The organism is Kitasatospora sp. NBC_01560 (assembly GCF_045208415.1).
Lineage (GTDB): Bacteria > Actinomycetota > Actinomycetes > Streptomycetales > Streptomycetaceae > Kitasatospora.
The window spans coordinates 7,605,961-7,626,846 of the sequence record NZ_CP109364.1 but is presented as its reverse complement, the minus strand read 5'-3'; the positions used below and the strand labels follow the sequence as shown (position 1 = coordinate 7,626,846).

The window sequence follows — 20,886 nt, the reverse complement described above, 5'->3', positions numbered from 1 at the left end:
TGCCCTGCTCCGCTCCGCCCCCGACCCGTACGGCGTACGCGCACCCGCGCACCGTGGCCCTTCCGTTCCACCCGCTCCACTCGCTCCACCCGTGGCGCCGGTTCGACGCGACCACGGGGCCACGGCACGTCCGCACACCCGCACGTCGAGCTCCTCAGGCACGTCCGCACGTCAGGCACCCCTGTACGCCCCTGCGCACCTGCACGCCCCCACGCAGTCGCACCGCACGGTCGCGGTCGCACTGCTCCACGGTCGCGCAGCGGCGGTCACCTCGCTACCAACGTCCTGCCCCACCAAGTCTGTTGGAGAATCCATGCGTCTACGCAGAACGATCCAGGCCGCTCTGACCGCCTGTGCCACGCTGGTCGCGTCGGCCGGGCTGGTCGCCGCCGGGACGAGCTCGGCCGAGGCCGCGACCCCGCTCCCGAACCGGGTGTTCGCTCCGTACTTCGAAGCCTGGACCGGCCAGAGCCCGGCCGCGCTGGCCGCCCAGTCCGGTGCCAAGCACCTGACCATGGCGTTCCTGCAGGCCGCCACCAAGGGCTCGTGCACGCCGTACTGGAACGGCGACACCTCCATGCCGGTCGCCTCCTCCACCTTCGGCGCCGACATCGCCACCATCCGGGCGAACGGCGGCGACGTCATCCCGTCCTTCGGCGGCTACACGGCGGACAACACCGGCACCGAACTCGCCGACAGCTGCACGGACGTGAACCAGATCGCGGCCGCCTTCGAGAACGTCATCACCACCTACGACATCAGCCGGATCGACCTCGACATCGAGGACAACTCGCTGACCAACACGGCCGGCATCGACCGCCGCAACAAAGCGATCAAGGTCGTGCAGGACTGGGCCGCCGCCAACGGCCGCTCGATCCAGTTCTCGTACACGCTGCCGACCACCACCAGCGGCCTGGCCTCCAGCGGCCTGGCCGTCCTGAAGAACGCGGTCAGCAACAACGCCCGGATCGACGTCGTCAACATGATGACCTTCGACTACTACGACAACGCGGCCCACGACATGGCCGCCGACACCCAGACCTCGGCCACCGGCCTCTACAACCAGCTGGCCAAGCTCTACCCGACCAAGACGCCCGCCCAGCTCTGGGGCTCCATCGGCATCACCGAGATGGTCGGCATCGACGACTTCGGCGCGGCCGAGACCTTCACCGTCGCCAACGCCACCACGGTGTACAACTGGGCCGTCTCCAAGGGCATCAACACGCTCTCCTTCTGGGCCCTCCAGCGGGACAACGGCGGCTGCCCGGGCACCGGCGGCCGGGACGACTGCTCCGGCATCAGCCAGGGCACCTGGGACTTCACCCACATCTTCGCGCCGTTCACCAGCAGCAACCCGGTGGGCAACGACTTCTCGGTGGCCGTGAACCCGAACTCGGGCACCGTGGCAGCTGGTTCGTCGACCAGCGCGACCATCTCCACCGCCGTGACCGCCGGTTCCGCGCAGAGCGTCAACCTCACCGTCACCGGCGCCCCCGCCGGCGTCACCGCCACCGTCACCCCCGGCAGCGTCACCGCCGGCGGCACCGCCACCCTCAACATCACCACCACCTCGGCCGTGGCGGCCGGGAGCTACCCGCTCACCATCACCGGGAGCGCGGCCTCCGGCACCCACACCGGCAGCTACACGCTGAAGGTGACCAGCACCCAGCCCGGCAACGACTTCTCGGTGGCCGTGAACCCGAACTCGGGCACCGTGGCGGCCGGTTCGTCGACCAGCGCGACCATCTCCACCGCCGTGACCGCCGGTTCCGCGCAGAGCGTCAACCTCACCGTCACCGGCGCCCCCGCCGGCGTCACCGCCACCGTCACCCCCGGCAGCGTCACCGCCGGCGGCACCGCCACCCTCAACATCACCACCACCTCGGCGGCGGCGGCCGGGAGCTACCCGCTCACCATCACCGGCAACGCCACGTCCGGCACCCACACCGGCAGTTACAACCTGACCGTCACCGGGGTCACCCCGCCCGGTGGCCTGGTGAACGGCGGCCTGGAGACGGGCAGCCTCGCCCCGTGGACCTGCCAGAGCGGCGGCGCGGTCGTCTCCACCCCGGCCCACTCCGGCACGCACGCCCTCCAGGCGGCCGCCACCGCCGGCCAGACCGGCCAGTGCTCGCAGACCGTGACGCTCCAGCCCAACACCTCGTACACGCTGAGCGGCTGGGTCCAGGGCAACTACGCCTACCTGGGCGTGAGCGGCGGCGCGACCGCCAGCACCTGGACCAACGCGTCCGGCTGGACCAAGCTCTCCGTCCCGTTCACCACCGGCGCCTCGGGCACCGTCACGGTGTACCTGCACGGCTGGTACGGCCAGGGCAACGTCTTCGGCGACGACTTCGCCGTCGCCTGACGCTGCGGCAACACCCGTCACGGTGCTCCGTGACCCCGCCGGGGGTGGCGCGACCAGTCGGTCGCGGCACCCCCGGCGGTGCGTCCGGGGCCCCGGTCGTCCGGCCCCTTCGGCCGGACCGGTCGTGTCATAGGATCACCGACCATGACGGACGGGGCGGGGACCGCGACGGGCAGCACACAGACACCACCGACCGGGCCTGCCGGCTCTGCCGGGCAGGCGGGGTCGGCAGGGCAGGCAGGACAGTCCGGGCGGGTCGGACAGATCGGACCGGTCGGGCCCGCGGGGCCGGACGCGGCGACGCAGCTCGCCCCCGCGGTGGCACCCGCCGCCGCGCCGCCGTACGGCGCCGGTTCCCCCTACCTCACCACCACGCCCGCCGCCGCGCAGCCCGACTGGGCCGCCATGGCCGAGCAGCACGAGCTGGCGCTGCGGCGGAAGAAGCGCCGCCGGATGATCGGCGCCGGTGTCCTCGCCACCGCGCTGGTCGGCGGCATGACCGCCGTCGCGGTCAAGGTGTCCGGGGCGGCCCCGGAGGACCGGCAGAGCAGCGCGATCACCGTCGGCCCGCAGCCCTCGGCCACCGCGGCCACCGCGGCCACCGGAGCGGCCCCCACCGAGCCGCCGTCCGTCACCGCGCCCGGCACTCCGAGCGCCCCACCCTCCCCCGGCGCCACCGGCACCGCGCCCGGCAGCCCGACGGCTGCACCGACGCCGTCGCCCGGAAAGTCCGGCGCCAAGCCCGGCACCGCCACCACCCCCGGCAGGCCCGGAGCGAGCGCCACCCAGGGCGCCCCGCCGCCCGCGGCCCCGCCGGCCGCACCCCCCGTCGCGGCTCCCGCCCCGTCCGGCGCCGCCCCGCGCGATCCGCTGACCGTCATCTCCGAGGCCGCGACCGACACCGCCCCGCTCGACCCGGGCACCCTGTTCGCCGCCCCGAACCTCACCGTCGGCGGCCGGACCTGGACCAGGATCGCCACCAGCAGCACCGACACCTGCTGGCAGGCCACCACCGGCGGTCTCGGCGACGTCATCAGCGGCCAGTCCTGCCGCAAGCTGCTGCGCGCCACCTACACCTCCGGCGACAGCGCCATCACCGTCGGCGTGGCCGTCTTCGACCACAAGGCCCAGGCCGACGCCTCCGGCCAGGCCCACAAGGGCCAGGTCCAGGGCCTGACCACGCCCAGCGGCATCGCCTGGTGCATCACCGCGGGCTGCGCCAACACCCATACGACGATCGGCCGTTACGGGTACTACACGGTCTCGGGCACCTACCGCCCCGGCGGCAACACCCAGGACGCCGCCGCCACCGCCGGCGGCCCCGAACTCGCCGCCTACGCCCGCACCCGTCTGCTGGCCCGCGGCCAGGCGGTCGTCGGCGTCTGAGCCCCGGGCCGGCCGGCCAACTGCCGGCCGCCGGAGACCGGCCGGCTCGCTACCCCGCCGGGGCCGGGGCGGCCGCGGCCCGGCCGGCGGCGAGCCGGGGCCGGCAGAGCAGCAGGTAGGAGGCGGCGGCGAGCAGCGCGCAGCCGAGGACGACCACGGCCAGCAGGACGGCCGAGGGCTCGCCGCCCAAGCTGCTCAGCGGGGCGACGACCGCGCCGCAGAGGAAGTTGCCGGTGCCGAGCAGGGCGGAGGCCGAGCCGGCGGCCCGCGGGGCGACCAGGCTCAGGGACTGCGCCGCGGTGTTCGGCAGGACCACGCCGAGACTGCCCATCAGGACGAAGAGGGCCGGACAGACCCCGTACAGGCCGAAGTCCCAGACGGCGGTGACCAGCACCAGGGCCACCCCGGCGGCGATCGCCACGCCGAGCCCCGAGAGCATCAGCACACCCGGGGTGAACCGGCGGGCGAGGACGCGCCCGTTCAGCTGGGTCACGGCGACGATGGCCAGGGAGTTGAGGCCGAACAGCAGGCTGTAGGTCTGCGGCGAGACGTGGTAGACGTGCTGGAGCACCACCGAGGAGCCGCTGATGTAGCCGAACAGCGAGCCGAAGGCGAAGGTGCTGGTCAGGACGAGGCCGAGGAACGGAAGGTCGCGCAGCAGGCCACCCATGGTCCGCAGGGTGCCGGTGAGCCCGCCGCGGTGGCGGTCGTCGGACGGCAGCGTCTCGCGCAGGGCCGCGAAGGCGACCAGCGCCAGCAGCAGGCCGAGGGCCGTGAGCGCGCCGAAGGTGCCGCGCCACGAGGTGACGCGCAGCAGCTGCGCACCGACGAGCGGCGCGAGGATCGGGGCGAGACCGGATATCAGGCTGATCGAGGCGAGGAAGCGGAGCATGGCCACCCCGGCGAACCGGTCACGGGCGACCGCCCGCCCGATCACCAGGCCCGCCGCACCGGCGGCGCCCTGCACGAACCGGGCGGCGACCAGGACGGGCAGGCTCGGGGCGAACACGCAGACCACACTGGCCACGGTGTAGACGACGAGCCCGACGAGCAGCGGCGGACGGCGGCCGAAGCGGTCGCTGAGCGGCCCGAAGATCAACTGGCCGGCGGCGACGCCGAACATCGAGAAGGTGAGCGTGAGCTGGACGGCGGCCGGCGCGGCCCCGAGGTCGTCCGCGATGGCGGGCAGACCGGGCAGGTAGAGGTCGGTGGTGAGCGGGCCGAGCGCCACCAGGCCGCCGAGGACGGCGATGGTGGCGCGACCGGGGGCGGCGGAGCCGGTGCGGCCGGTGGTGGCGGGGGCGGTCGACGTCTCACCGACGGGGTCGGCGGTCGGACCAGGCATGGGGCTCCTCACGGGACGGCGCTGGGTGTCTTCGCTCCGTCCTACCCCAGCGCTCCGGCCCCGCGATACCCGGGGTCGGCCGCGCGGGTCCGCGACCGCGGGGCGGCAGGGGCACCCGGCGCCGGTTTCCCGGACCCGCGAGGCCCGGGCCGGTGCCCGGCCGGTGCTCGCCCCGATACTGCTCGCCCCACTACTGCGCGGCCCGATACTCCGCGGCCCTGCTACTGCCCGGCCCGCCACCGCCCGGCCCGGCTCAGTGCTTGGCCTCCCGGCCCGCGCGCAGGGCCGCCTGGACGGCCGCGCCGTCCTGCCACGCGTACAGCTGGTTGCCGGTCAGGGTGACGTTGTAGTGCCCGCAGCTGCCGGTGACCTTCGAGGCGACCCCCTGCGGGAACCAGCCCGGCTTCAGGGCGGTCGGAACGGCGTGCACCGTCCGGCTGGGCGTGACGGTGCTGCAGCCCGCGGGCAGCCGTCCGTCCGGCAGGGTGGCGGTCAGCAGGCGGTCGTCACCGGTGGTGGACATCAGGTACCGGACGGAGGAGGCGTTGTCGGGCAGCCAGCCGGGCACCGCCCGCCGGTCGGCCTTGGCATCGCTGCCGGAGGCGTAGCTGGCCTGCTCCTGGTGACGCCCGTCGTACCACTCGGAGACCCGCGGACCGACCGCGACCGCCGCGACGGCGACAGCCATGCCGGTGCCCGCGATTCCCAGTGCGACCTTGCTCACGACGCCGTTCATGCCCCGCCCTGCCCTCTCCTTGTCCGGTGCCACCGCCGTCGGTGCCCGTCCTGGTCTGTCGTCCCCGTACCGCTCGTTCCGGTGGCGGCCTGTCCCGGCCGGCCGGCTCCGGTCGGCCGGTCCTCCTGGGTGACTCCATCCTGACCCGGTGTGGGCTGCCGGGGCGTCACCTGGAGGTCGTGACCGTTTCTCCGACCGCAGGGGTACGGCCTCCACCTTCAGGTGGATACGTCGCGCCCCCGTCTCAGGGTTCACCGACGGGGGCGAGCCCCGTGGCGGACCGGGCGGCGGCCCCGGTCAGACGCCCGCCGGCACGGGGGCCGCCACCGGGAAGGGACGGCCGTCCAGAGTCCAGTGCGGGTCGATGGGCCGACCGAGCGCCGCGTACACCTGGGCGGCGACGTCCGGGTGACGGATCTCGCCGGCCGGCGGGGCGGCGGGGATGCCGGGGCCGGCGCAGGCCACCCAGGCGGTGCGCTCCTCCGGGGTGCGGCCGCCGTGACCGCCGGCGTCGACGTGCCCGTGATCGGTGACGACGATCACCGTCCACGCCTCCTCGGCGTACCCGGCCCGGCCGCGCACCGCGTCGAGCAGCCGGCCGAGGCGTGCGTCGGCGGTGCGCATGGACGCCCGGTACTCGTCGCCGCAGCCGAGGAAGTGCGCGGTCTCGTCGACGGCCCCGAGGTAGACGAAGGACGCCTCCGGGTCGGCGGTCGAGAGCACGTGCACGGCCTCCCGCGTGACCTCCTCGTCGACGGTCTCCCAGGCCTCGGGGGTGTCCTCCGCGGGGGCGATGTAGGAGAGCCGGCCGGGCGCGCGGAACAGCGGCCCACCCGACTCCTTGATCACCAGCGGGTCCCAGCCGGCCGCGACGAAGGTGCGGCGGCGGTCCTGCCGGGCGAGCCGGGTGGCGAAGTCGGGGAAGACGTCGAGCCGGTTGCCGGCCAGGTGGTTGCCCCAGACACCGTGCTTGGCGGGCTCCACGCCGGTGACGATGGTGGCCCAGCAGGGCCCGGACATGGTGGGCGTGGAGTCCGCCACCGTGACCGGCACCAGGAAGCCCGCCTCCGCCACCTCCGCGAGCCTGGGCATCGGCACCTGCTCCAGCAGGTCGTACCGGACGCCGTCGATCCCGACGACGAGGACCCGGGGTCGGGGCAGCGGAGCTGTGAGCATGATGGTGGGGCTTCCTTTCGCGGTGCACACGCGGCCGCGCCCTCGCAGACGCCGCCGACCGCGACATGGTGCCCGGCCCGGGGTACCGGCCGGTGTCGCCGGGAGGAACGGCGGGTGTCCGGCCGACGGCGGAACCACCGGCTCCCCTCCGAGGGGCGTCAGCCGTCAGCCGTCGGCCCCGACCGTCGGCGCGCCCCCGGCCCCGACGAACCGCCGGTCGGCCGGCCGCAGCGCCGCAACCGGGCCCGCGGCCCGCAGGACCACGTCCAGCACCCGGGCCGGGTCGGCGGCGTAGCAGTGGGCGAACCACGGCATGTTGGCCTCGACGACGGCCCAGCGCTCGGCCGGATCGTACGGGTCGAGCAGCGGGCCGACGTCGAGGGCGACGGCGCTCGGCAGGCTCGTGGCGACGGCGGCGAGCAGACGGCGGGCGAAGTCGGTGGCCCCGGCAGTGAGCGGGCCCGGGTCGAGCCGGCCGAAGCGGGCGTAACGGCTGCCCGTGACGACCTCACCGTCGAGGACGAAGAGCCGGTACTCGGCGCCGAACGTCACCGGCTCGCTGACCAGCACCGGCGTGTCGGGCCCGATCCGCTCACCGTGGCGCGGCAGGCGGGAGCCGTCGGCGTAGACGGCCGGCGGGAGCGACTTGTCCGAGGGCGGCTTCACGAAGGCCGGCCGGGTGAGCGTCCACGCGTCGGCGAGGGTGGTCAGTTCGATCCGCCGGCCCGTGAACTCCTCGGGCAGCCGGACGAGCCAGTCGTCCTCCGGTTCGAGCAGGGCGAGGCCGAGCCGCCCGGCGATCCGTGCGCCGGCGAGCGGGCCGCCGTACCAGTGGACGGGCCGCCCGGCCAGCCGCTCGACGGTGTCGGCGCCGGCCAGGACGGCGGTCTCCAGCCCTCGTGCGGCGGCGGCCCCGGCCAACAGGACGCCGGTGCTGGTCTCCTGGGCCGGGACGAGCAGCACGGGCGCAGCAGCGGGGCCGGTCACGACCTGGGCCGGAACTCGTGGACCACCTCGATGCGGCCGACGATGTGCCGGTTGAACTCCGGCAACTCGTCGGCGGGCACCCAGAGTTCGAGGATGGTCCGGCCACCCGCCTGCTGCACGGGGTAGCGGGCCAGGAAGGCGGTGTCCACCTCGAACCGGGTGACGTAGCCGACGCCGGAGGCGGGGACGTTCCAGTCGCGGGCGATCCGGATCGCATAGTCCTCGTTGAGCACCGGGTAGAAGATCGGCTGGTCGGGCAGCCGGGGCGGCCAGGCACGCCGGTCGGCGGCCTCGACCAGGGCCAACTCCCGGGGCCCGGTGGGCCGCCAGAGCGTGGTGGTCGAGGTGCTGGTGAGGGGTGTCCGACTGCTCATGGGGCGAGACGGTAGCCGGGCCGGCGCCGGCCCGGCCACCGCATTTCGGCCGTGGGCCCGCTGTCAGCGGTAGGCGGACTCGCCGGTGATCGCCTCGCCGAGGACAAGGGTGTGGATCTCGCTCGTCCCCTCGTACGTCAGCACCGACTCCAGGTTGTTGGCGTGGCGCAGCACGGGGTACTCGGTGGTGATGCCGTTGGCGCCGAGCACCGTACGGGCGCTGCGGGCGATCTCCAGTGCGGCGCGCACGTTGTTGAGCTTGCCGAAGCTGATGTGGGCGGGCCGGGCGGCGCCCTCGTCCTTCAGGCGGCCGATCCGCAGGGCCACCAGGTAGGCCTTCTCGACCTCCAGCATCATCTCGACCAGCTTCTGCTGGGTGAGCTGGAAGCCGGCGATCGGGCGGTCGAACTGGATCCGGCTCTTCGCGTAGTCGAGGGCGGCGGTGTAGCAGTCGCGCGCGGCACCGACGGTGCCCCAGAGGATGCCGTAGCGGGCCTCGTTGAGCGAGGAGAGCGGTCCGCGCAGGCCGGTCACGCCGGGCAGGACGGCGTCGGCGGGCAGCACGACCTCGTCGAAGGCGAGCTCGCTGGTGACGGAGGCGCGCAGCGAGAGCTTGCCGTGCACGTCGGTGGCGGTGAAGCCGGGGGTGCCGGGCTCGACCAGGAAGCCGCGGACGCCGTCCTCGGTCTGCGCCCAGACCACGGCGACGTCGGAGATGCTGCCGTTGGTGATCCACATCTTGGAGCCGGAGAGCACCCAGTCGGCGCCCTCACCGGCGCCCTTGCGCCGGGCACGGGTGCGCATGTTGGCCGGGTCGGAGCCGAAGTCGGGTTCGGTGAGGGCGAAGCAGCCGATGAGCCGGCCGGCCGCCATGCCCGGCAGCCAGCGCTGCTTCTGCTCCTCGGAGCCGTAGGCGTGGATCGCGCGCATCGCCAGCGAGCCCTGGACGGAGACGAAGCTGCGCAGGCCGGAGTCGGCGGCCTCCAGCTCCATGCAGGCGACGCCGTAGGCGACGGCGGTGGAGCCGGTGCAGCCGTAGCCGTCGAGGTGCATGCCGAGCACGCCGAGGGCGCCGAGTTCGGGGGCGAGTTCACGGGCGGGGAAGACGCCGCGCTCGAACCAGTCGGCGAGGTGCGGGCGGATCCGTTCGTCGGTGAACTTCCGCACGGTGTCGCGGATCAGCCGTTCCTCGTCGGTGAGGAGGTCACCGACGGCGAGCAGGTCGGCGGGGTCGATCCGGGTCGGCTTCGCCATGGAAGCTCCTTGTCGTCCTTGTAGTCTCGGCGGCTTCCGGCCCAGGCCGGTGGCAATGCCGCCGGCTGTGCCCGGTGGCGGTGCCGGCCGCGGCGGGTACCGGTGAGTATGGCGCACGCGGCGGGGCCCGGGGCGGTCCGGGACGAGGGAGTGAGCGTGTACACAGTCGAGCGATTGACGGCGGGCGGACGACGGGCCGGAGCCTGGTCGGCACCGTGCCCGACTGCGCCACGGACCGGGCGGGCAACCCCGCACCCTACGACCGTCCTCCTGGGGCCCTCTCAAGGCCTCCTCAAGGACCTCACCGACGGTCCGCGTTCGCCCGCCTCGGTAGGATGATCACTTTCGCAGCTTGGGACACCGAACCGAGGGGTGGGGCATGGCGCGCTGGGCACTGGTCGTCCAGGAGACCGAGGGGGTCGGGAACGACCGCATCTGGGGCACCAACGTGCTCGGCGAGATCGAGGGCACCCGCGAGGAGGCGCTCGCCGAACTGAAGCGGCTCGTCCCGACGTACAGCCCGCAGCACCCGTTCAACAGCCGGCAGCGCACGCTGCTCCGGGACGGCGACACCTACCTGCTGATCTCCAAGGGCAGCATGCGCGACTACCACTGCGTGTTCAAGGTGTGGGAGCTGCTCTGGGACAGCACGCGGCCGGAGATCCAGCAGGAGCGCCTGACCGACGGCGCCACCGGCTGACCGGGGCCGTTCCCGCCGGCCCCGCAGGCCCCGTCCCGGCGGCGCACCTCCCGGCGGGCCGGCGGCCGCGTCGCCGGCCCGGCGTCAGGCGACCCCGCAGAGGCGGAGCAGCGCCGTGGTCGCGGCGCCCGCCACCACCACGACGGGGAACGGTGCGCGGCGCAGGGCGAGCAACCCGGCCACCAGGACACCGGCCGGGCGGGCCCAGCCGGCGAAGCCGTGGCCCTGCGTGAGGGCGCCGGTCGCGACCAGGGCGACCAGCAGGACGGCGGCGGCCACGGCGAGCAGGTGGCGCAGCCGGTCGGAGAGGGTGAGCCGGTGCCCCAGGGCGGGGCCGGCGAACCGGAAGGCGAAGGTCCCGGCGGCGAGCAGGAGAACGGCGAGCAGCGGCATCAGCGGACCTCTTCGGCGATCGGTGCGGTCTGCCCACCGGTCTGCCCACCGGCAGGCTCGGCCGCGGTTTCGGCCTCGGGCTCAGCCGCGGACTCAGCCGTGCCGCCCGGGGCCCGGACGGCGAACAGCAGGCCGGCCAGGGCGCAGAGGACGGGCAGCCCGCCCGGCAGGAACGGGGTGGCGGCGACCGCGACGACGGCGCCGGCCAGGGCGGCGGTGCGGGTGCCGCGGTCGGTGAGCGACGGCAATACGAGGGCGAGCAGGACGGCGGGGAACGCGGCGTCGAGACCGAACGCATCGGTGTCGCCGATGAAGCCGCCGGCGACGGCGCCGAGGACGACGGCCGCGTTCCAGACCACGAACAGGGCGATCCCGCAGAGCCAGAACGCGGCCCGGCGGCGGCGCCGGTCGGGCTGGAGCAGGGCGAAGGCGACCGACTCGTCGGTCAGCACCTGCGCGCCGAGAAGGCGTCGCCACCAGGGCCCGTCGAGCACGTCGGCGACGGTGAACCCGAACGGCAGCAGGCGCGCGTTGAGCACCAGTCCGGTGACGACGGCGGCCAGTGCGCCGCCGCCGGAGAGGATGACGCCGACGGCCGCGAACTGGGAGCCGCCGGCGAAGACCAGGACGGACATGGCGATCGGCACCCACAGCGGCAGGCCGCCGGAGACGCTGATGGCGCCGAAGGAGGCACCGACGAGGGCGTCGGCGAGGCAGACCAGGGCGATGTCACGGAGCGTGGCGCGGTCGAGTGTTCGGAGGAGCGAACGCATGTCCAGTAGAGTGAACCCGATGGCTGTCGTTCGTCAAGGCGAACGCGTGGACGTGTGGAGCGAACGCGGATGACTGTGCACAACGGCGGAGGCGACACCGGCGGGGCCGCGCCGACGGGCTCGGAGCTGATCGGCCTGATCTCGGCCTCGATCCGGCGCGAGCGCGAACGCGCCGGACTCTCGATGGCCGAGCTGGCCCGGCGGGCCGGGATCGCCAAGTCCACGCTCTCCCAGCTGGAGTCGGGCGTGGGCAACCCCAGCGTGGAGACGCTCTGGGCGCTCGGCGTCGCGCTGGACGTCCCGTTCAGCCGGCTGGTCGACCCGCCGCGGCCGGTGGTGCGGGTGATCCGGGCCGGCGAGGGCCCGGTGACCCACTCCGAGCGGGCCGACTACGCCGCCACCCTGCTGGCCTCCTGCCCCCCGAACGCCCGCCGCGACATCTACCGGATCGAGGCCCAGCCGGGCGAGACCCGGGCCTCCGACCCGCACATGCCGGGCACCGTGGAGCACGTCCTGCTCGGCGCCGGACGGGCGCTGGCCGGGCCCGCCGGGGCGCCGGTCGAGCTGCACCCGGGCGACTACGTGAGCTACCCGGGCGACGCCCCGCACGTCTTCCGCGCCCTGGAGCCGGGGACGCTGGCGGTGATCGTGATGGAGCACGTCTGACTGGCGGTGATCGTGATGGAGCACGTCTGAGCCGACGCCCGGACGGGAGACCGGACCAGCGCCCCGGACCGGCCGCCCGGACCGGCGGCGACCCCGGGGCCGGCCCGGCGACCCGCCCGCCTCAGCTCGTCAACAGCCGGTCCAGGAAGGCGTTCCCGAACACCCGGTGCGGGTCGTGGCGGTCCAGGACGGCGACCGCCTCGTCCCAGCCGGGGCCGCCGCCGTCCCGGTGGCTCGCGGGGATCACCCGGTCGAGCACGTCCGGATCGGCCCATGCGGCCCCCTCGGTGTACGCCCAGCCCTTGGACCACTCGACGCGCAGCCCGGCCCGGGTGCCGTCGAAGGTGCGCAGCAGGAACTGTTCGAGCTCGCGGGCGAAGCGGTGCAGCCCGGGCGTACCGGGCAGGGAGAGCACGTCGAGCCAGACGGCGGTGTCCCACTCGGGGTGATCGGGGCGCGGCCGCAGCGCGGACAGCAGCGGCGGCCGGGCACCGGGGACGCCGCTCCAGGCGGGATCGTCCAGGCCGGTGACCCGGATCTCCACCGCACCGTTCACCGGGAACTCGCCGCGCGCCCGGTACTCGGCGAGCAACGTCCGGTAGTACTCGGCGAATTCGGCGACGACCCACTGGAGGTCGGCGCGCCGGGCGAGCACCGCGTACCCGTTGGCGGTGACCCGCAGGGTGGTGGGCCGGACGTACTGCAGCAGGGTGCGGGACGGGCCCCAGAGGTCCGAGCCCAGGCCGCCGGCCAGCAGGTGGGTGAGCACGTCGCCGGAGAGCAGGTCGCGGAGCAGGCCGCCGGAGAGCAGGACGTCGGTGATGTCGCCGGTGAGTGCCACCTTGGCGATCAGGTACTGGAGTTGGCCGAAGAGCGGGGCCGATCCCCAGGCCCCCGAGACGAGTTGGCCGGCGAGCCGGGCGACCGGCTCCGGGATGTTGTCGGAGAACGGGTAGTTGTAGGGCTCGTCGACGACCCGGGAGGCGAAGGGACGGGACGGGGCGACGCTCCAGGTCTTCAGCCACGGGTGGTCGGTGTAGGCGAACCAGATCACCTCGGCACGGCCGTCCCGGTCGACGAAGTCGGCGAGGGTACGGGGGCGGCCGAGCAGGCCGGAGCTGCCGGGCCGGGCGAAGAGCTCGCTCGCCGGGATGTCCAGCCGGCTGACGCAGCGCAGCGGGCGGTCGGGGCCGGCCCGCAGCACCACCTCGGTGACGAAGGCCCGGCCCAGGTGGACCAGGAACGCGGCACTGTCGGCCTCGGAGCGGTCGAAGGTGCGCAGCGCGTACCGGCCGGCGACCGGGTCGTGGACGACGGCGGTCAGCCGGGTGACCTGGTTGCTGAGCGAGCCGTAGCCGTGGCCGTCCGGGCGGATCTCCCCGGTGGCCGGGACGGCGGTGCCGTGGCCGCCGATGGCGAGCACCCCGCCGACGGTGAGCTCCCCGGGCGCGGGGCAGTTGGCGACGCCGAGGCCGCGCCCGGCCAGGTGGGCGAGCAGCTCCTCCATGGTCGCGCCGGTCTGCACCCGGACGGTGCCCGGGGCGTCGGCGGCGATCGCGGTGAGGTGGCGCGTGGTGTCCAGCAGCAGGACGCGGGCGGCCTCGGCGGTGCCGTCGGCGACGGTGAGCGGGGCCCAGGTGTGCCGGTACCCCTGGGCGCGCAGCCGCCAGCCGTTGGTGCGGGCCCAGTCGGCGAGCAGCGGCACCTCCTCGGGGGTGCGCGGGGCACAGGTCCAGAGCTGGTCGGTGCGGACCTCCCCGGACCAGTTCTGGTAGACCCGCTGGTAGAGCTCGGTGCCCGCGGGCAGCCCGGGCGGTGCCGGGGTGGCGGCCTGCGCGTGGTCCGGGCCGATCGTGCCGCGCAGCAGCCAGCCCGCACCGCCGAGTGCGGCCGCGGCACCGAGGACGCGGCGCCGGCTGAGGCCCGCCGCGGCCCCGCCGCGCACCTCGCCCTGCACGTCGCCCCGCTCGTCGCCCCGCTCGTCGTGTCCGCCGTGCTGTTCTGCCGTCATGCCCGCCCCTTGGTCCGTGTGCCCGGCTGTGTCCCCGGCCGGTGGGTGCCCGGCCGGTGTCCTCCGACCGGTGCGCCCGGGCCCGTGGGCCGGGCCGCCCCGGCCGCTGCTGCTCCCCCGGCTCGGGGCGAGCGTACGGAGCGAACGGTTCGGGCCCGGGCCGACAGCTCGCGATCTTCACTCGAACGAGTGAAGATTGCTCGATCCCGCGGCGGGCTCGTGGGTCACGAGCGATCCCCGCACCGGATCATTCGCGCACCACCCCGGGTCACCACCGGTCCCCCGGAGGCCGCCCTCCGCGCTGGAGCCGGACGGCCACCGCCTCGGCCCGGCCGTCCGTGCCGACGCCACCGAGCCCGCGCCCACCGACCGGAGGCCCCGCGCGGAAATACCCGGGGCCCGCCCGCGGCTGTGGTGATCAGGTACGGGCACACGCACGGGCACGTACCGCGGCGCGTACACGTAAGAAGACACGTACACGGACACGGACAGCACGACCGAGACCAGGACCGGCTGCGGGCCGGCCAGGAGGTGCAGCGCGCGATGGGCGACGAGCAGGGGACGGCGACCGGCCGGGAGTACCGCATCGAGCACGACTCGATGGGCGAGGTACGGGTGCCGGCCGCGGCGAAGTGGCAGGCGCAGACGCAGCGGGCCGTGGAGAACTTCCCGGTGTCCGGCCAGCGGCTGGAGCGCGCGCACATCGCGGCGCTGGCCCGGATCAAGGCCGCGGCCGCGCGGGTGAACGCCCGGCTCGGGGTGCTGGACGAGGAGACGGCGGAGGCCGTCGCGGCCGCCGCCGAGGAGGTCGCCGAGGGCCGCTGGGACGCGGAGTTCCCGGTCGACGTGTTCCAGACCGGCTCGGGCACCTCGTCCAACATGAACACCAACGAGGTGATCGCGACGCTGGCCACCGAGCGGCTGGGCCGGCCCGTTCACCCGAACGACCACGTCAACGCGAGCCAGTCGTCCAACGACGTGTTCCCGTCCTCGATCCACATCGCCGCCACCGCGGCCGTCACCCACGACCTGATCCCGGCGCTGGAGCACCTCGCGGAGGCGCTGGAGCGCAAGGCGGCCGAGTTCGCGCAGGTGGTGAAGTCGGGCCGGACCCATCTGATGGACGCCACCCCGGTGACCCTCGGCCAGGAGTTCGCCGGGTACGCGGCCCAGGTCCGGCACGGCCGGGAACGACTGCTGGCCACCCTGCCCCGGGTGGCCGAGCTGCCGCTCGGCGGCACGGCCGTGGGCACCGGCATCAACACCCCGCCCGGCTTCGCCGCCGCGGTGATCGAGGAGGTCGCGCGGTCCACCGGGCTGCCGCTGACCGAGGCCCGCGACCACTTCGAGGCGCAGGGCGCACGAGACGGCCTGGTCGAGCTGAGCGGCCAGCTGCGCACCGTCGCGGTCGGCTTCACGAAGATCGCCAACGACCTGCGCTGGATGGGCTCGGGGCCGCGCACCGGCCTCGGCGAGATCAACCTGCCGGACCTCCAGCCCGGCTCGTCGATCATGCCCGGCAAGGTCAACCCGGTGCTGCCCGAGGTGGTGCTGATGGTCTCCGCGCAGGTGATCGGCAACGACGCCACGGTGACGGTGGCCGGCGCGAGCGGGAACTTCGAGCTGAACGTGATGCTCCCGGTGATCGCCCGCAACGTGCTGGAGTCGGTGCGGCTGCTCGCCAACAGCGCCCGGCTGCTGGCCGACCGGACGGTGGACGGCATCACCGCCAACGTCGAACGGGCCCGGGAGTACGCGGAGTCCTCGCCGTCGGTGGTCACCCCGCTGAACCGCTACATCGGGTACGAGGAGGCGGCCAAGGTCGCCAAGCAGGCGCTGGCCGAGCGGAAGACGATCCGTCAGGTGGTGCTGGAGCGCGGCTACCTCGACCGCGGGCTGCTCACCCGGGAGCAGCTGGACGAGGCACTCGACGTACTCCGGATGACCCGGCCGTAGCACCCCCGCGCCGGTGCCCCGGGCAGCCCCGCCGAAGGGGTGCCCGGGACGTGCGCCGGGGCGCGGACGACGGCCTCGCCGTCCGCGCCCCGGTGTCGGGCGGTCCCGGGCGTCGGCCCGGAGCCTCAGCCCTTGGCTCGGCCTGCCCGGCCGCGCCGCATCGACGCTCCGTTCGACGTCATGGTGGCCATGGAGATCGCAGCGAGCCCCAGCAGGAACATGACGGCACCCGTGATCAGGCAGGTGACGATGTTCTTGCCGCGGTTCACCTCTCCGGACACCACCCAGGGGGAGATGATGGTCCACGCGCCGAGCAGCGTTGCCGCCCAGGCCCGTGCGTGAGTGCGCTCGTACGCCGAGCCGTAGCCGGCCATCAGCACGCAGTAGGCGAGACCGACGATCAGGCAGGTGACGGTCAGCGTGCTGAACGCGGTGAAGCCGACGATCCATGGCGAGGCCGCCAGGAACAGACCGGCGAGAACGGCCAGGGCCTCGACGGCCTGGGCCCGGGGGGTCAGGGTGACCCGCTCGTACTGCTCTCGGAGTTCGACGATGTCCGGATGGTGCTCCATGCCCATCGGGATCTGGGTAGACACCGATACCACCTCCTAGGGTTGGAACATGGAAGGCGCTAGCCCAGTACCATTCTGGCGCCGATCCGACGTTTTGCACCTTTTCTCCTGACCCCTTAACCTGCCCGCCCGCGCCTCCCGGGCCGCGCGGTGAGCTGCGTCTCACCCGGGCGGGGCACCCTTGCCTATGCAACTCGTTGCATAGCAGGATGCCGGTCATGGCACTGGAGCACGCGATCCTCGTCTCGCTGCTGGAGCAGCCCGGCTCCGGCTACGAGCTGGCGCGCCGTTTCGACCGTTCCATCGGACGCTTCTGGACCGCCACCCACCAGCAGATCTACCGGGTGCTGCGGCGGATGGAGACCGACGGCTGGATCTCCTCGGAGGAGGTCTCCCAGGACGGCCGGCCGGACAAGAAGGTGTACTCGGCCGCCGGACCGGGCCGCACCGCGCTGGCCGGCTGGCTGCGCGAACCGGTCGAACCGGAGACCGTCCGGCACGAACTCGCGGTCAAGATCCGCGCGGCGGCCTTCGACGACCCGGCCGCGCTGATCTCCGAGGTCGAGCGCCACCGTGCGGGCCACGCCGCCCTGCTGGCCCGCTACCTGCACGGCGAGCAGCGTGACTTCCCGGAGCCCGGCGCGCTCGACCCCCAGCAGCAGTTGCAGCACGTGGTCCTGCGCGGCGGCATCGAGTACGAGCGGATGACCCTCGCCTGGCTGGACGAGGTGCTCGCCACCCTGCACCGGCTCACCTGACGCCGGCGCCGCGCCCTCACCGCGCGCCCCGGTAGGGCACGCGTCCCAGCACCACCCGTTCCAGCGCCACCCGTTCCAGCGCCACCCGTTCCAGCGCCACCCGTTCCAGCACTGCCCCGCCGTCGGCCGGACCGGCCACGGCGGCCACCCACCCTCGACCCCCGGGAGCCCGTGATGCTCTTCAACCCGCGCACCTACGACCCCGTGCAGTTCGACGAGCCGACCCGCCGGCTGCTGCGCGCGACCGTGGACTGGTTCGAGTCCCGCGGCAAGAAGGCGCTCCTCGACACCTACATCGACCGCAGCTGGTACGCCGACTTCCTCGAATTCGCCGCCCGGGAGGGCCTGTTCGCGGAGTTCCTGACCCCGTCCTCGGCCGATCCCGCCAAGCGCTGGGACACCGCCCGGATCGCCGAGCTGAACGAGATCCTCGGCTTCTACGGCCTCGGCTACTGGTACACCTGGCAGGTCACCATCCTCGGCCTCGGCCCGGTCTGGCAGAGCGAGAACGAGGCCGTCCGGGCCCGCGCCGCGCAGCTGCTGAGCGAGGGTCACGTGATGGCCTTCGGTCTCTCCGAGCGCAGCCACGGCGCCGACATCTACTCGACCGACATGATCCTCACCCCGGACGGCGAGGGCGGCTTCACGGCGACCGGGCCCAAGTACTACATCGGCAACGGCAACGTGGCCGGCCTGGTCTCGGTGTTCGGCCGCCGCTCGGACATCGAGGGCCCGGACGGCTACGTGTTCTTCGCCGCCGACAGCCGCCACGAGGCGTACCACCTGGTCAAGAACGTCGTGAACGCCCAGATGTACGTCAGCGAGTTCCGGCTGGAGGAGTACCCGGTGCGCGCGGAGGACGTGCTGCACACCGGCAAGGCCGCCTTCGACGCCGCGCTGAACACCGTGAACGTCGGTAAGTTCAACCTCTGCACGGCGTCGGTCGGCATCTGCGAGCACGCCATGTACGAGGCGGTCACGCACGCCCACAACCGGGTGCTCTACGGCAAGAAGGTCACCGACTTCCCGCACGTGCGGCGGGAGTTGACCGACGCCTACGCCCGCCTGGTGGCGATGAAGCTGTTCGCCGACCGCGCGGTGGACTACTTCCGCACCGCCTCGCCCGAGGACCGCCGCTACCTGCTCTTCAACCCGATGACCAAGATGAAGGTCACCACCGAGGGCGAGAAGGTCATCGACCTGATGTGGGACGTCATCGCGGCCAAGGGCTTCGAGGCGGACACCTACTTCGACAAGGCGGCGAAGGACATCCGCGGCCTGCCGAAGCTGGAGGGCACCGTCCACGTCAACCTGGCACTGATCCTCAAGTTCATGGCCAACTACCTGTTCAACCCGGCCGACTACGCGCCGGTGCCGACCCGCCTCGACGCGGCCGACGACGAGTTCCTGTTCCGCCAGGGCCCGGCCCGCGGCCTCGGCGCGATCCGCTTCCACGACTGGCGCACCGCGTACGACGCGCACGCGGACGTCCCGAACGTCGCCCGGTTCCGGGAACAGGCCGACGGCTTCTGCGAGTTGCTGCTGAAGAACGCGCCCAGCGCGGAGCAGCAGGCCGATCTCGACTTCCTGCTGGAGATCGGCCAGCTGTTCGCCCTGATCGTCTACGGCCAGCTGGTGCTGGAGCAGGCCGGGCCGGCCGGGCTGGAGACGGACGTCCTGGACCAGATCTTCGACGCGCTGGTGCGGGACTTCTCCGCGCACGCCACCGAGCTGCACGGCAAGGCGTCCACCACCGAGGCGCAGGCCGCCTGGGCGCTGGCGCACGTCCGCCGCCCGGTCGCGGACGGCGAGCGGGCGGCGAAGGTGTGGGCCCGGGTGGCCGCGCTCTCCGGCGCCTACGAGATGCAGCCGTAACGACGGCGGGCCGTGGGAGGTGGGGGTGCCGGCGGCGGCCGGCACCCCCTTCTCCCGATCGGGCTCCCGGCTCCCGGCCGGGGCTCGGAGCCCCGGCCTTCCGGCGGGCCGCGCCGGACGACCGGAAGCCGGGCGGCTAGAAGGTGAGCTTCCAGCTGTCGATGTAGCCGGTGTCCTGCGGCCCGACGTCCTGCACCTTGAGCTTCCAGGTGCCGTTGGCGGCGACCGCGGAGGCGTTGACGGTGTAGGTGGTCTGGACGTTGGGCGCGGAGTCGTTCCCGCTGGAGTTCTTCAGCCGGAACGTCGTGCCGTTCGGCGCGACCAGGTCGATCACCAGGTCACCGCGATAGGTGTGCTTGATGTCGACGCCGACCTGGAGTGCGGCGGGGGCGTTGCCGGTCCGGCCGGTCACGGCGACGCTCGACGTCACCGCCGCGCCGTTGTCGGGGATCTGCACGTCGGCGGCGTTCTCGAAGACGGTGCCGGTCGGCGGCGTGGTGTCGCCGGCCGAGAGCGTCCAGATCGCGTACGCGATGGCGTCGCTCATCCGGTCCAGCGCGGTGTCGTTGATGTTGGCGCTGGTGTCGCAGGCCGAGTGGTAGCAGCGGTCGAACGCCTGGCCGGCCGTCCCGCCCCACTTGGCAGCCTGGGCAGCGGTCTTGGTGTAGTCGGCGCCGCTGAACAGACCGCCGACCCGGATGCCGGCGTTCTGGAACGGGGCGTGGTCGGAGCGGCCGTCGCCCTCGAAGTCCTGCTCGGTGCTGATGCCGATGCCGGCGAAGTAGTCGCGGAACAGCGCGTCCAGCGCGGTGTCGTAGCGGTAGGTGAAGTAGCCGGGGTTGGGCGAGGCGATCATGTCGAAGTTCAGGTAGGTGTCGATCTTCGAACGATCGGTGGCGGCCAGGCTGTTGACGTAGTTCTTGGAGCCGACCATGCCGTACTCCTCGGCGCCCCACCAGCCGAACCGCAGGTGCTTGGTGGGCTTGAGCCCGGCGCGGGAGACGGCCAGCGCGGTCTCCAGGATGCCGGCCGAGCCGGAGCCGTTGTCGTTGATGCCGGGGCCGGCGGTGACGGAGTCCAGGTGGGCGCCGGCCATCACGACGTGCGAGGTGTCGCCGCCGGGCCAGTCGGCGATCAGGTTGTAGCCGGTCGATCCGTTGTAACTGAAGGTCTGCAGCGCGGTGATGAAGCCCGCCGCGTCCAACTTGCCCTTCACGTAGTCGATCGAGGCCTTGTAGCCGGTCCGCCCGTGGGCGCGGTTGCCGCCGTTGGCGGTGGCTATCGACTGGAGCTGGGCCAGGTGCGCCTTCACGTTGGCGACCGGGATGTCCGGCGCTGCGACGGCGGTGGCGGCGGGGGCCGCGACGACGCCCGCGGGGGCCGGAGCGGTGGGGACCGCGACGGCGGCGGGCGCCACGGCGGTCGTGAACAGGGCGGCGGCAAGGGTGACGACCGCCCCGGTCGGCAGGACGGATCGGCGCAGGCGGGATCGCCGCGAGACACGCTCGGTCAAGGGAGGCTCCGGTTTCTGGTGGGGCAGAACGGAAGCGTGGAAC

19 protein-coding genes are annotated in these 20,886 nt (G+C 73.7%); 7 read left to right on the top strand and 12 right to left on the bottom strand.

From position 1 onward, the window contains the following. Positions 1–313 precede the first annotated feature (313 nt). Positions 314–2,368: a glycosyl hydrolase family 18 protein gene (locus tag OH807_RS32880; protein ID WP_406206425.1), complete on the top strand. Its 2,055-nt coding sequence runs from the start codon at positions 314–316 to the stop codon at positions 2,366–2,368. Between the two features lie 318 nt (positions 2,369–2,686). Beyond that, positions 2,687–3,754, top strand: a complete 1,068-nt coding sequence (locus tag OH807_RS32875; protein WP_406206422.1) for a hypothetical protein — start codon at positions 2,687–2,689, stop codon at positions 3,752–3,754. 49 nt (positions 3,755–3,803) lie between these two features. Here OH807_RS32875 and OH807_RS32870 read toward each other — a convergent pair whose 3' ends face one another. From OH807_RS32870 to OH807_RS32845, 6 genes are all read right to left on the bottom strand, one after another. After that, complete coding sequence (locus tag OH807_RS32870; protein ID WP_406206419.1) at positions 3,804–5,099, bottom strand: multidrug effflux MFS transporter; 1,296 nt, start codon at positions 5,097–5,099, stop codon at positions 3,804–3,806. Between the two features lie 253 nt (positions 5,100–5,352). After that, positions 5,353–5,823: a hypothetical protein gene (locus OH807_RS32865; protein ID WP_406206416.1), complete on the bottom strand. Its 471-nt coding sequence runs from the start codon at positions 5,821–5,823 to the stop codon at positions 5,353–5,355. Positions 5,824–6,132: 309 nt separating this feature from the next. Further along, entirely contained in the window at positions 6,133–7,011 is an 879-nt protein-coding gene (locus tag OH807_RS32860; RefSeq protein ID WP_406206413.1) for an alkaline phosphatase family protein, read from the bottom strand. Between the two features lie 165 nt (positions 7,012–7,176). Further along, positions 7,177–7,974, bottom strand: coding sequence for an ATP-grasp domain-containing protein (locus tag OH807_RS32855; protein ID WP_406211322.1), 798 nt, complete (start codon positions 7,972–7,974; stop codon positions 7,177–7,179). A gap of 20 nt (positions 7,975–7,994) precedes the next feature. Further along, a complete protein-coding gene (locus OH807_RS32850) occupies positions 7,995–8,372 on the bottom strand; it encodes an ADP-ribosylation/crystallin J1 (protein WP_406206410.1) in 378 nt (125 codons plus the stop codon). 63 nt (positions 8,373–8,435) lie between these two features. Next, positions 8,436–9,626, bottom strand: a complete 1,191-nt coding sequence (locus tag OH807_RS32845) for an acyl-CoA dehydrogenase family protein (protein ID WP_406206408.1) — start codon at positions 9,624–9,626, stop codon at positions 8,436–8,438. 379 nt (positions 9,627–10,005) lie between these two features. Here OH807_RS32845 and OH807_RS32840 point away from each other — a divergent pair, with 379 nt between their 5' ends. Beyond that, positions 10,006–10,326, top strand: coding sequence for a hypothetical protein (locus OH807_RS32840; protein WP_406206405.1), 321 nt, complete (start codon positions 10,006–10,008; stop codon positions 10,324–10,326). Between the two features lie 84 nt (positions 10,327–10,410). Here the strand turns inward: OH807_RS32840 and OH807_RS32835 are convergent, their stop codons facing one another. Together OH807_RS32835 and OH807_RS32830 are read right to left on the bottom strand one after the other, a co-directional pair. Then, a complete protein-coding gene (locus OH807_RS32835) occupies positions 10,411–10,719 on the bottom strand; it encodes an AzlD domain-containing protein (RefSeq protein WP_406206402.1) in 309 nt (102 codons plus the stop codon). Next, positions 10,719–11,492 (bottom strand): AzlC family ABC transporter permease, encoded by a 774-nt coding sequence (locus OH807_RS32830; RefSeq protein WP_406206400.1) that lies wholly within the window; start codon positions 11,490–11,492, stop codon positions 10,719–10,721. Before OH807_RS32830 ends, OH807_RS32835 begins: the two co-directional genes overlap by 1 nt. Before the next feature lie 183 nt (positions 11,493–11,675). Here OH807_RS32830 and OH807_RS32825 point away from each other — a divergent pair, with 183 nt between their 5' ends. Next, positions 11,676–12,158, top strand: coding sequence for a helix-turn-helix domain-containing protein (locus OH807_RS32825; RefSeq protein WP_406211320.1), 483 nt, complete (start codon positions 11,676–11,678; stop codon positions 12,156–12,158). A gap of 121 nt (positions 12,159–12,279) precedes the next feature. Here the strand turns inward: OH807_RS32825 and OH807_RS32820 are convergent, their stop codons facing one another. Then, positions 12,280–14,169, bottom strand: a complete 1,890-nt coding sequence (locus OH807_RS32820) for a cholesterol oxidase substrate-binding domain-containing protein (RefSeq protein ID WP_406206397.1) — start codon at positions 14,167–14,169, stop codon at positions 12,280–12,282. Positions 14,170–14,712: 543 nt separating this feature from the next. Here OH807_RS32820 and OH807_RS32815 point away from each other — a divergent pair. Beyond that, positions 14,713–16,125 (top strand): class II fumarate hydratase, encoded by a 1,413-nt coding sequence (locus OH807_RS32815; RefSeq protein ID WP_406206394.1) that lies wholly within the window; start codon positions 14,713–14,715, stop codon positions 16,123–16,125. Positions 16,126–16,250: 125 nt separating this feature from the next. Here the strand turns inward: OH807_RS32815 and OH807_RS32810 are convergent, their stop codons facing one another. Continuing rightward, on the bottom strand, positions 16,251–16,721 hold the full coding sequence (locus OH807_RS32810) for an SPW repeat protein (RefSeq protein ID WP_406206391.1): 471 nt from the start codon (positions 16,719–16,721) through the stop codon (positions 16,251–16,253). Positions 16,722–16,915: 194 nt separating this feature from the next. On the opposite strand from OH807_RS32810, the gene OH807_RS32805 reads away from it, so the two are divergent. Next, complete coding sequence (locus tag OH807_RS32805) at positions 16,916–17,455, top strand: PadR family transcriptional regulator (RefSeq protein ID WP_406206388.1); 540 nt, start codon at positions 16,916–16,918, stop codon at positions 17,453–17,455. A 16-nt stretch (positions 17,456–17,471) separates the two neighbouring features. Here the strand turns inward: OH807_RS32805 and OH807_RS32800 are convergent, their stop codons facing one another. After that, the gene (locus tag OH807_RS32800; protein ID WP_406206386.1) at positions 17,472–17,603 is read right to left on the bottom strand and encodes a hypothetical protein; all 132 of its coding nucleotides are present in this window, start codon (positions 17,601–17,603) and stop codon (positions 17,472–17,474) included. 26 nt (positions 17,604–17,629) lie between these two features. Here OH807_RS32800 and OH807_RS32795 point away from each other — a divergent pair, with 26 nt between their 5' ends. Beyond that, positions 17,630–19,330 (top strand): acyl-CoA dehydrogenase family protein, encoded by a 1,701-nt coding sequence (locus OH807_RS32795; RefSeq protein WP_406206383.1) that lies wholly within the window; start codon positions 17,630–17,632, stop codon positions 19,328–19,330. 136 nt (positions 19,331–19,466) lie between these two features. Here the strand turns inward: OH807_RS32795 and OH807_RS32790 are convergent, their stop codons facing one another. Next, on the bottom strand, positions 19,467–20,762 hold the full coding sequence (locus OH807_RS32790) for a M28 family metallopeptidase (RefSeq protein WP_406211318.1): 1,296 nt from the start codon (positions 20,760–20,762) through the stop codon (positions 19,467–19,469). Positions 20,763–20,886 lie beyond the last annotated feature (124 nt).

What these genes read in the sequence shown, in the direction of transcription:
- OH807_RS32880 (WP_406206425.1), top strand. Translation starts at nt 314, where the DNA reads ATGCGTCTACGCAGAACGATCCAGGCCGCTCTGACCGCCTGTGCCACG.
- OH807_RS32870 (WP_406206419.1), bottom strand. Translation starts at nt 5,099, where the DNA reads ATGCCTGGTCCGACCGCCGACCCCGTCGGTGAGACGTCGACCGCCCCC.
- OH807_RS32860 (WP_406206413.1), bottom strand. Translation starts at nt 7,011, where the DNA reads ATGCTCACAGCTCCGCTGCCCCGACCCCGGGTCCTCGTCGTCGGGATC.
- OH807_RS32850 (WP_406206410.1), bottom strand. Translation starts at nt 8,372, where the DNA reads ATGAGCAGTCGGACACCCCTCACCAGCACCTCGACCACCACGCTCTGG.
- OH807_RS32845 (WP_406206408.1), bottom strand. Translation starts at nt 9,626, where the DNA reads ATGGCGAAGCCGACCCGGATCGACCCCGCCGACCTGCTCGCCGTCGGT.
- OH807_RS32840 (WP_406206405.1), top strand. Translation starts at nt 10,006, where the DNA reads ATGGCGCGCTGGGCACTGGTCGTCCAGGAGACCGAGGGGGTCGGGAAC.
- OH807_RS32835 (WP_406206402.1), bottom strand. Translation starts at nt 10,719, where the DNA reads ATGCCGCTGCTCGCCGTTCTCCTGCTCGCCGCCGGGACCTTCGCCTTC.
- OH807_RS32830 (WP_406206400.1), bottom strand. Translation starts at nt 11,492, where the DNA reads ATGCGTTCGCTCCTCCGAACACTCGACCGCGCCACGCTCCGTGACATC.
- OH807_RS32825 (WP_406211320.1), top strand. Translation starts at nt 11,676, where the DNA reads ATGGCCGAGCTGGCCCGGCGGGCCGGGATCGCCAAGTCCACGCTCTCC.
- OH807_RS32820 (WP_406206397.1), bottom strand. Translation starts at nt 14,169, where the DNA reads ATGACGGCAGAACAGCACGGCGGACACGACGAGCGGGGCGACGAGCGG.
- OH807_RS32815 (WP_406206394.1), top strand. Translation starts at nt 14,713, where the DNA reads ATGGGCGACGAGCAGGGGACGGCGACCGGCCGGGAGTACCGCATCGAG.
- OH807_RS32805 (WP_406206388.1), top strand. Translation starts at nt 16,916, where the DNA reads ATGGCACTGGAGCACGCGATCCTCGTCTCGCTGCTGGAGCAGCCCGGC.
- OH807_RS32795 (WP_406206383.1), top strand. Translation starts at nt 17,630, where the DNA reads ATGCTCTTCAACCCGCGCACCTACGACCCCGTGCAGTTCGACGAGCCG.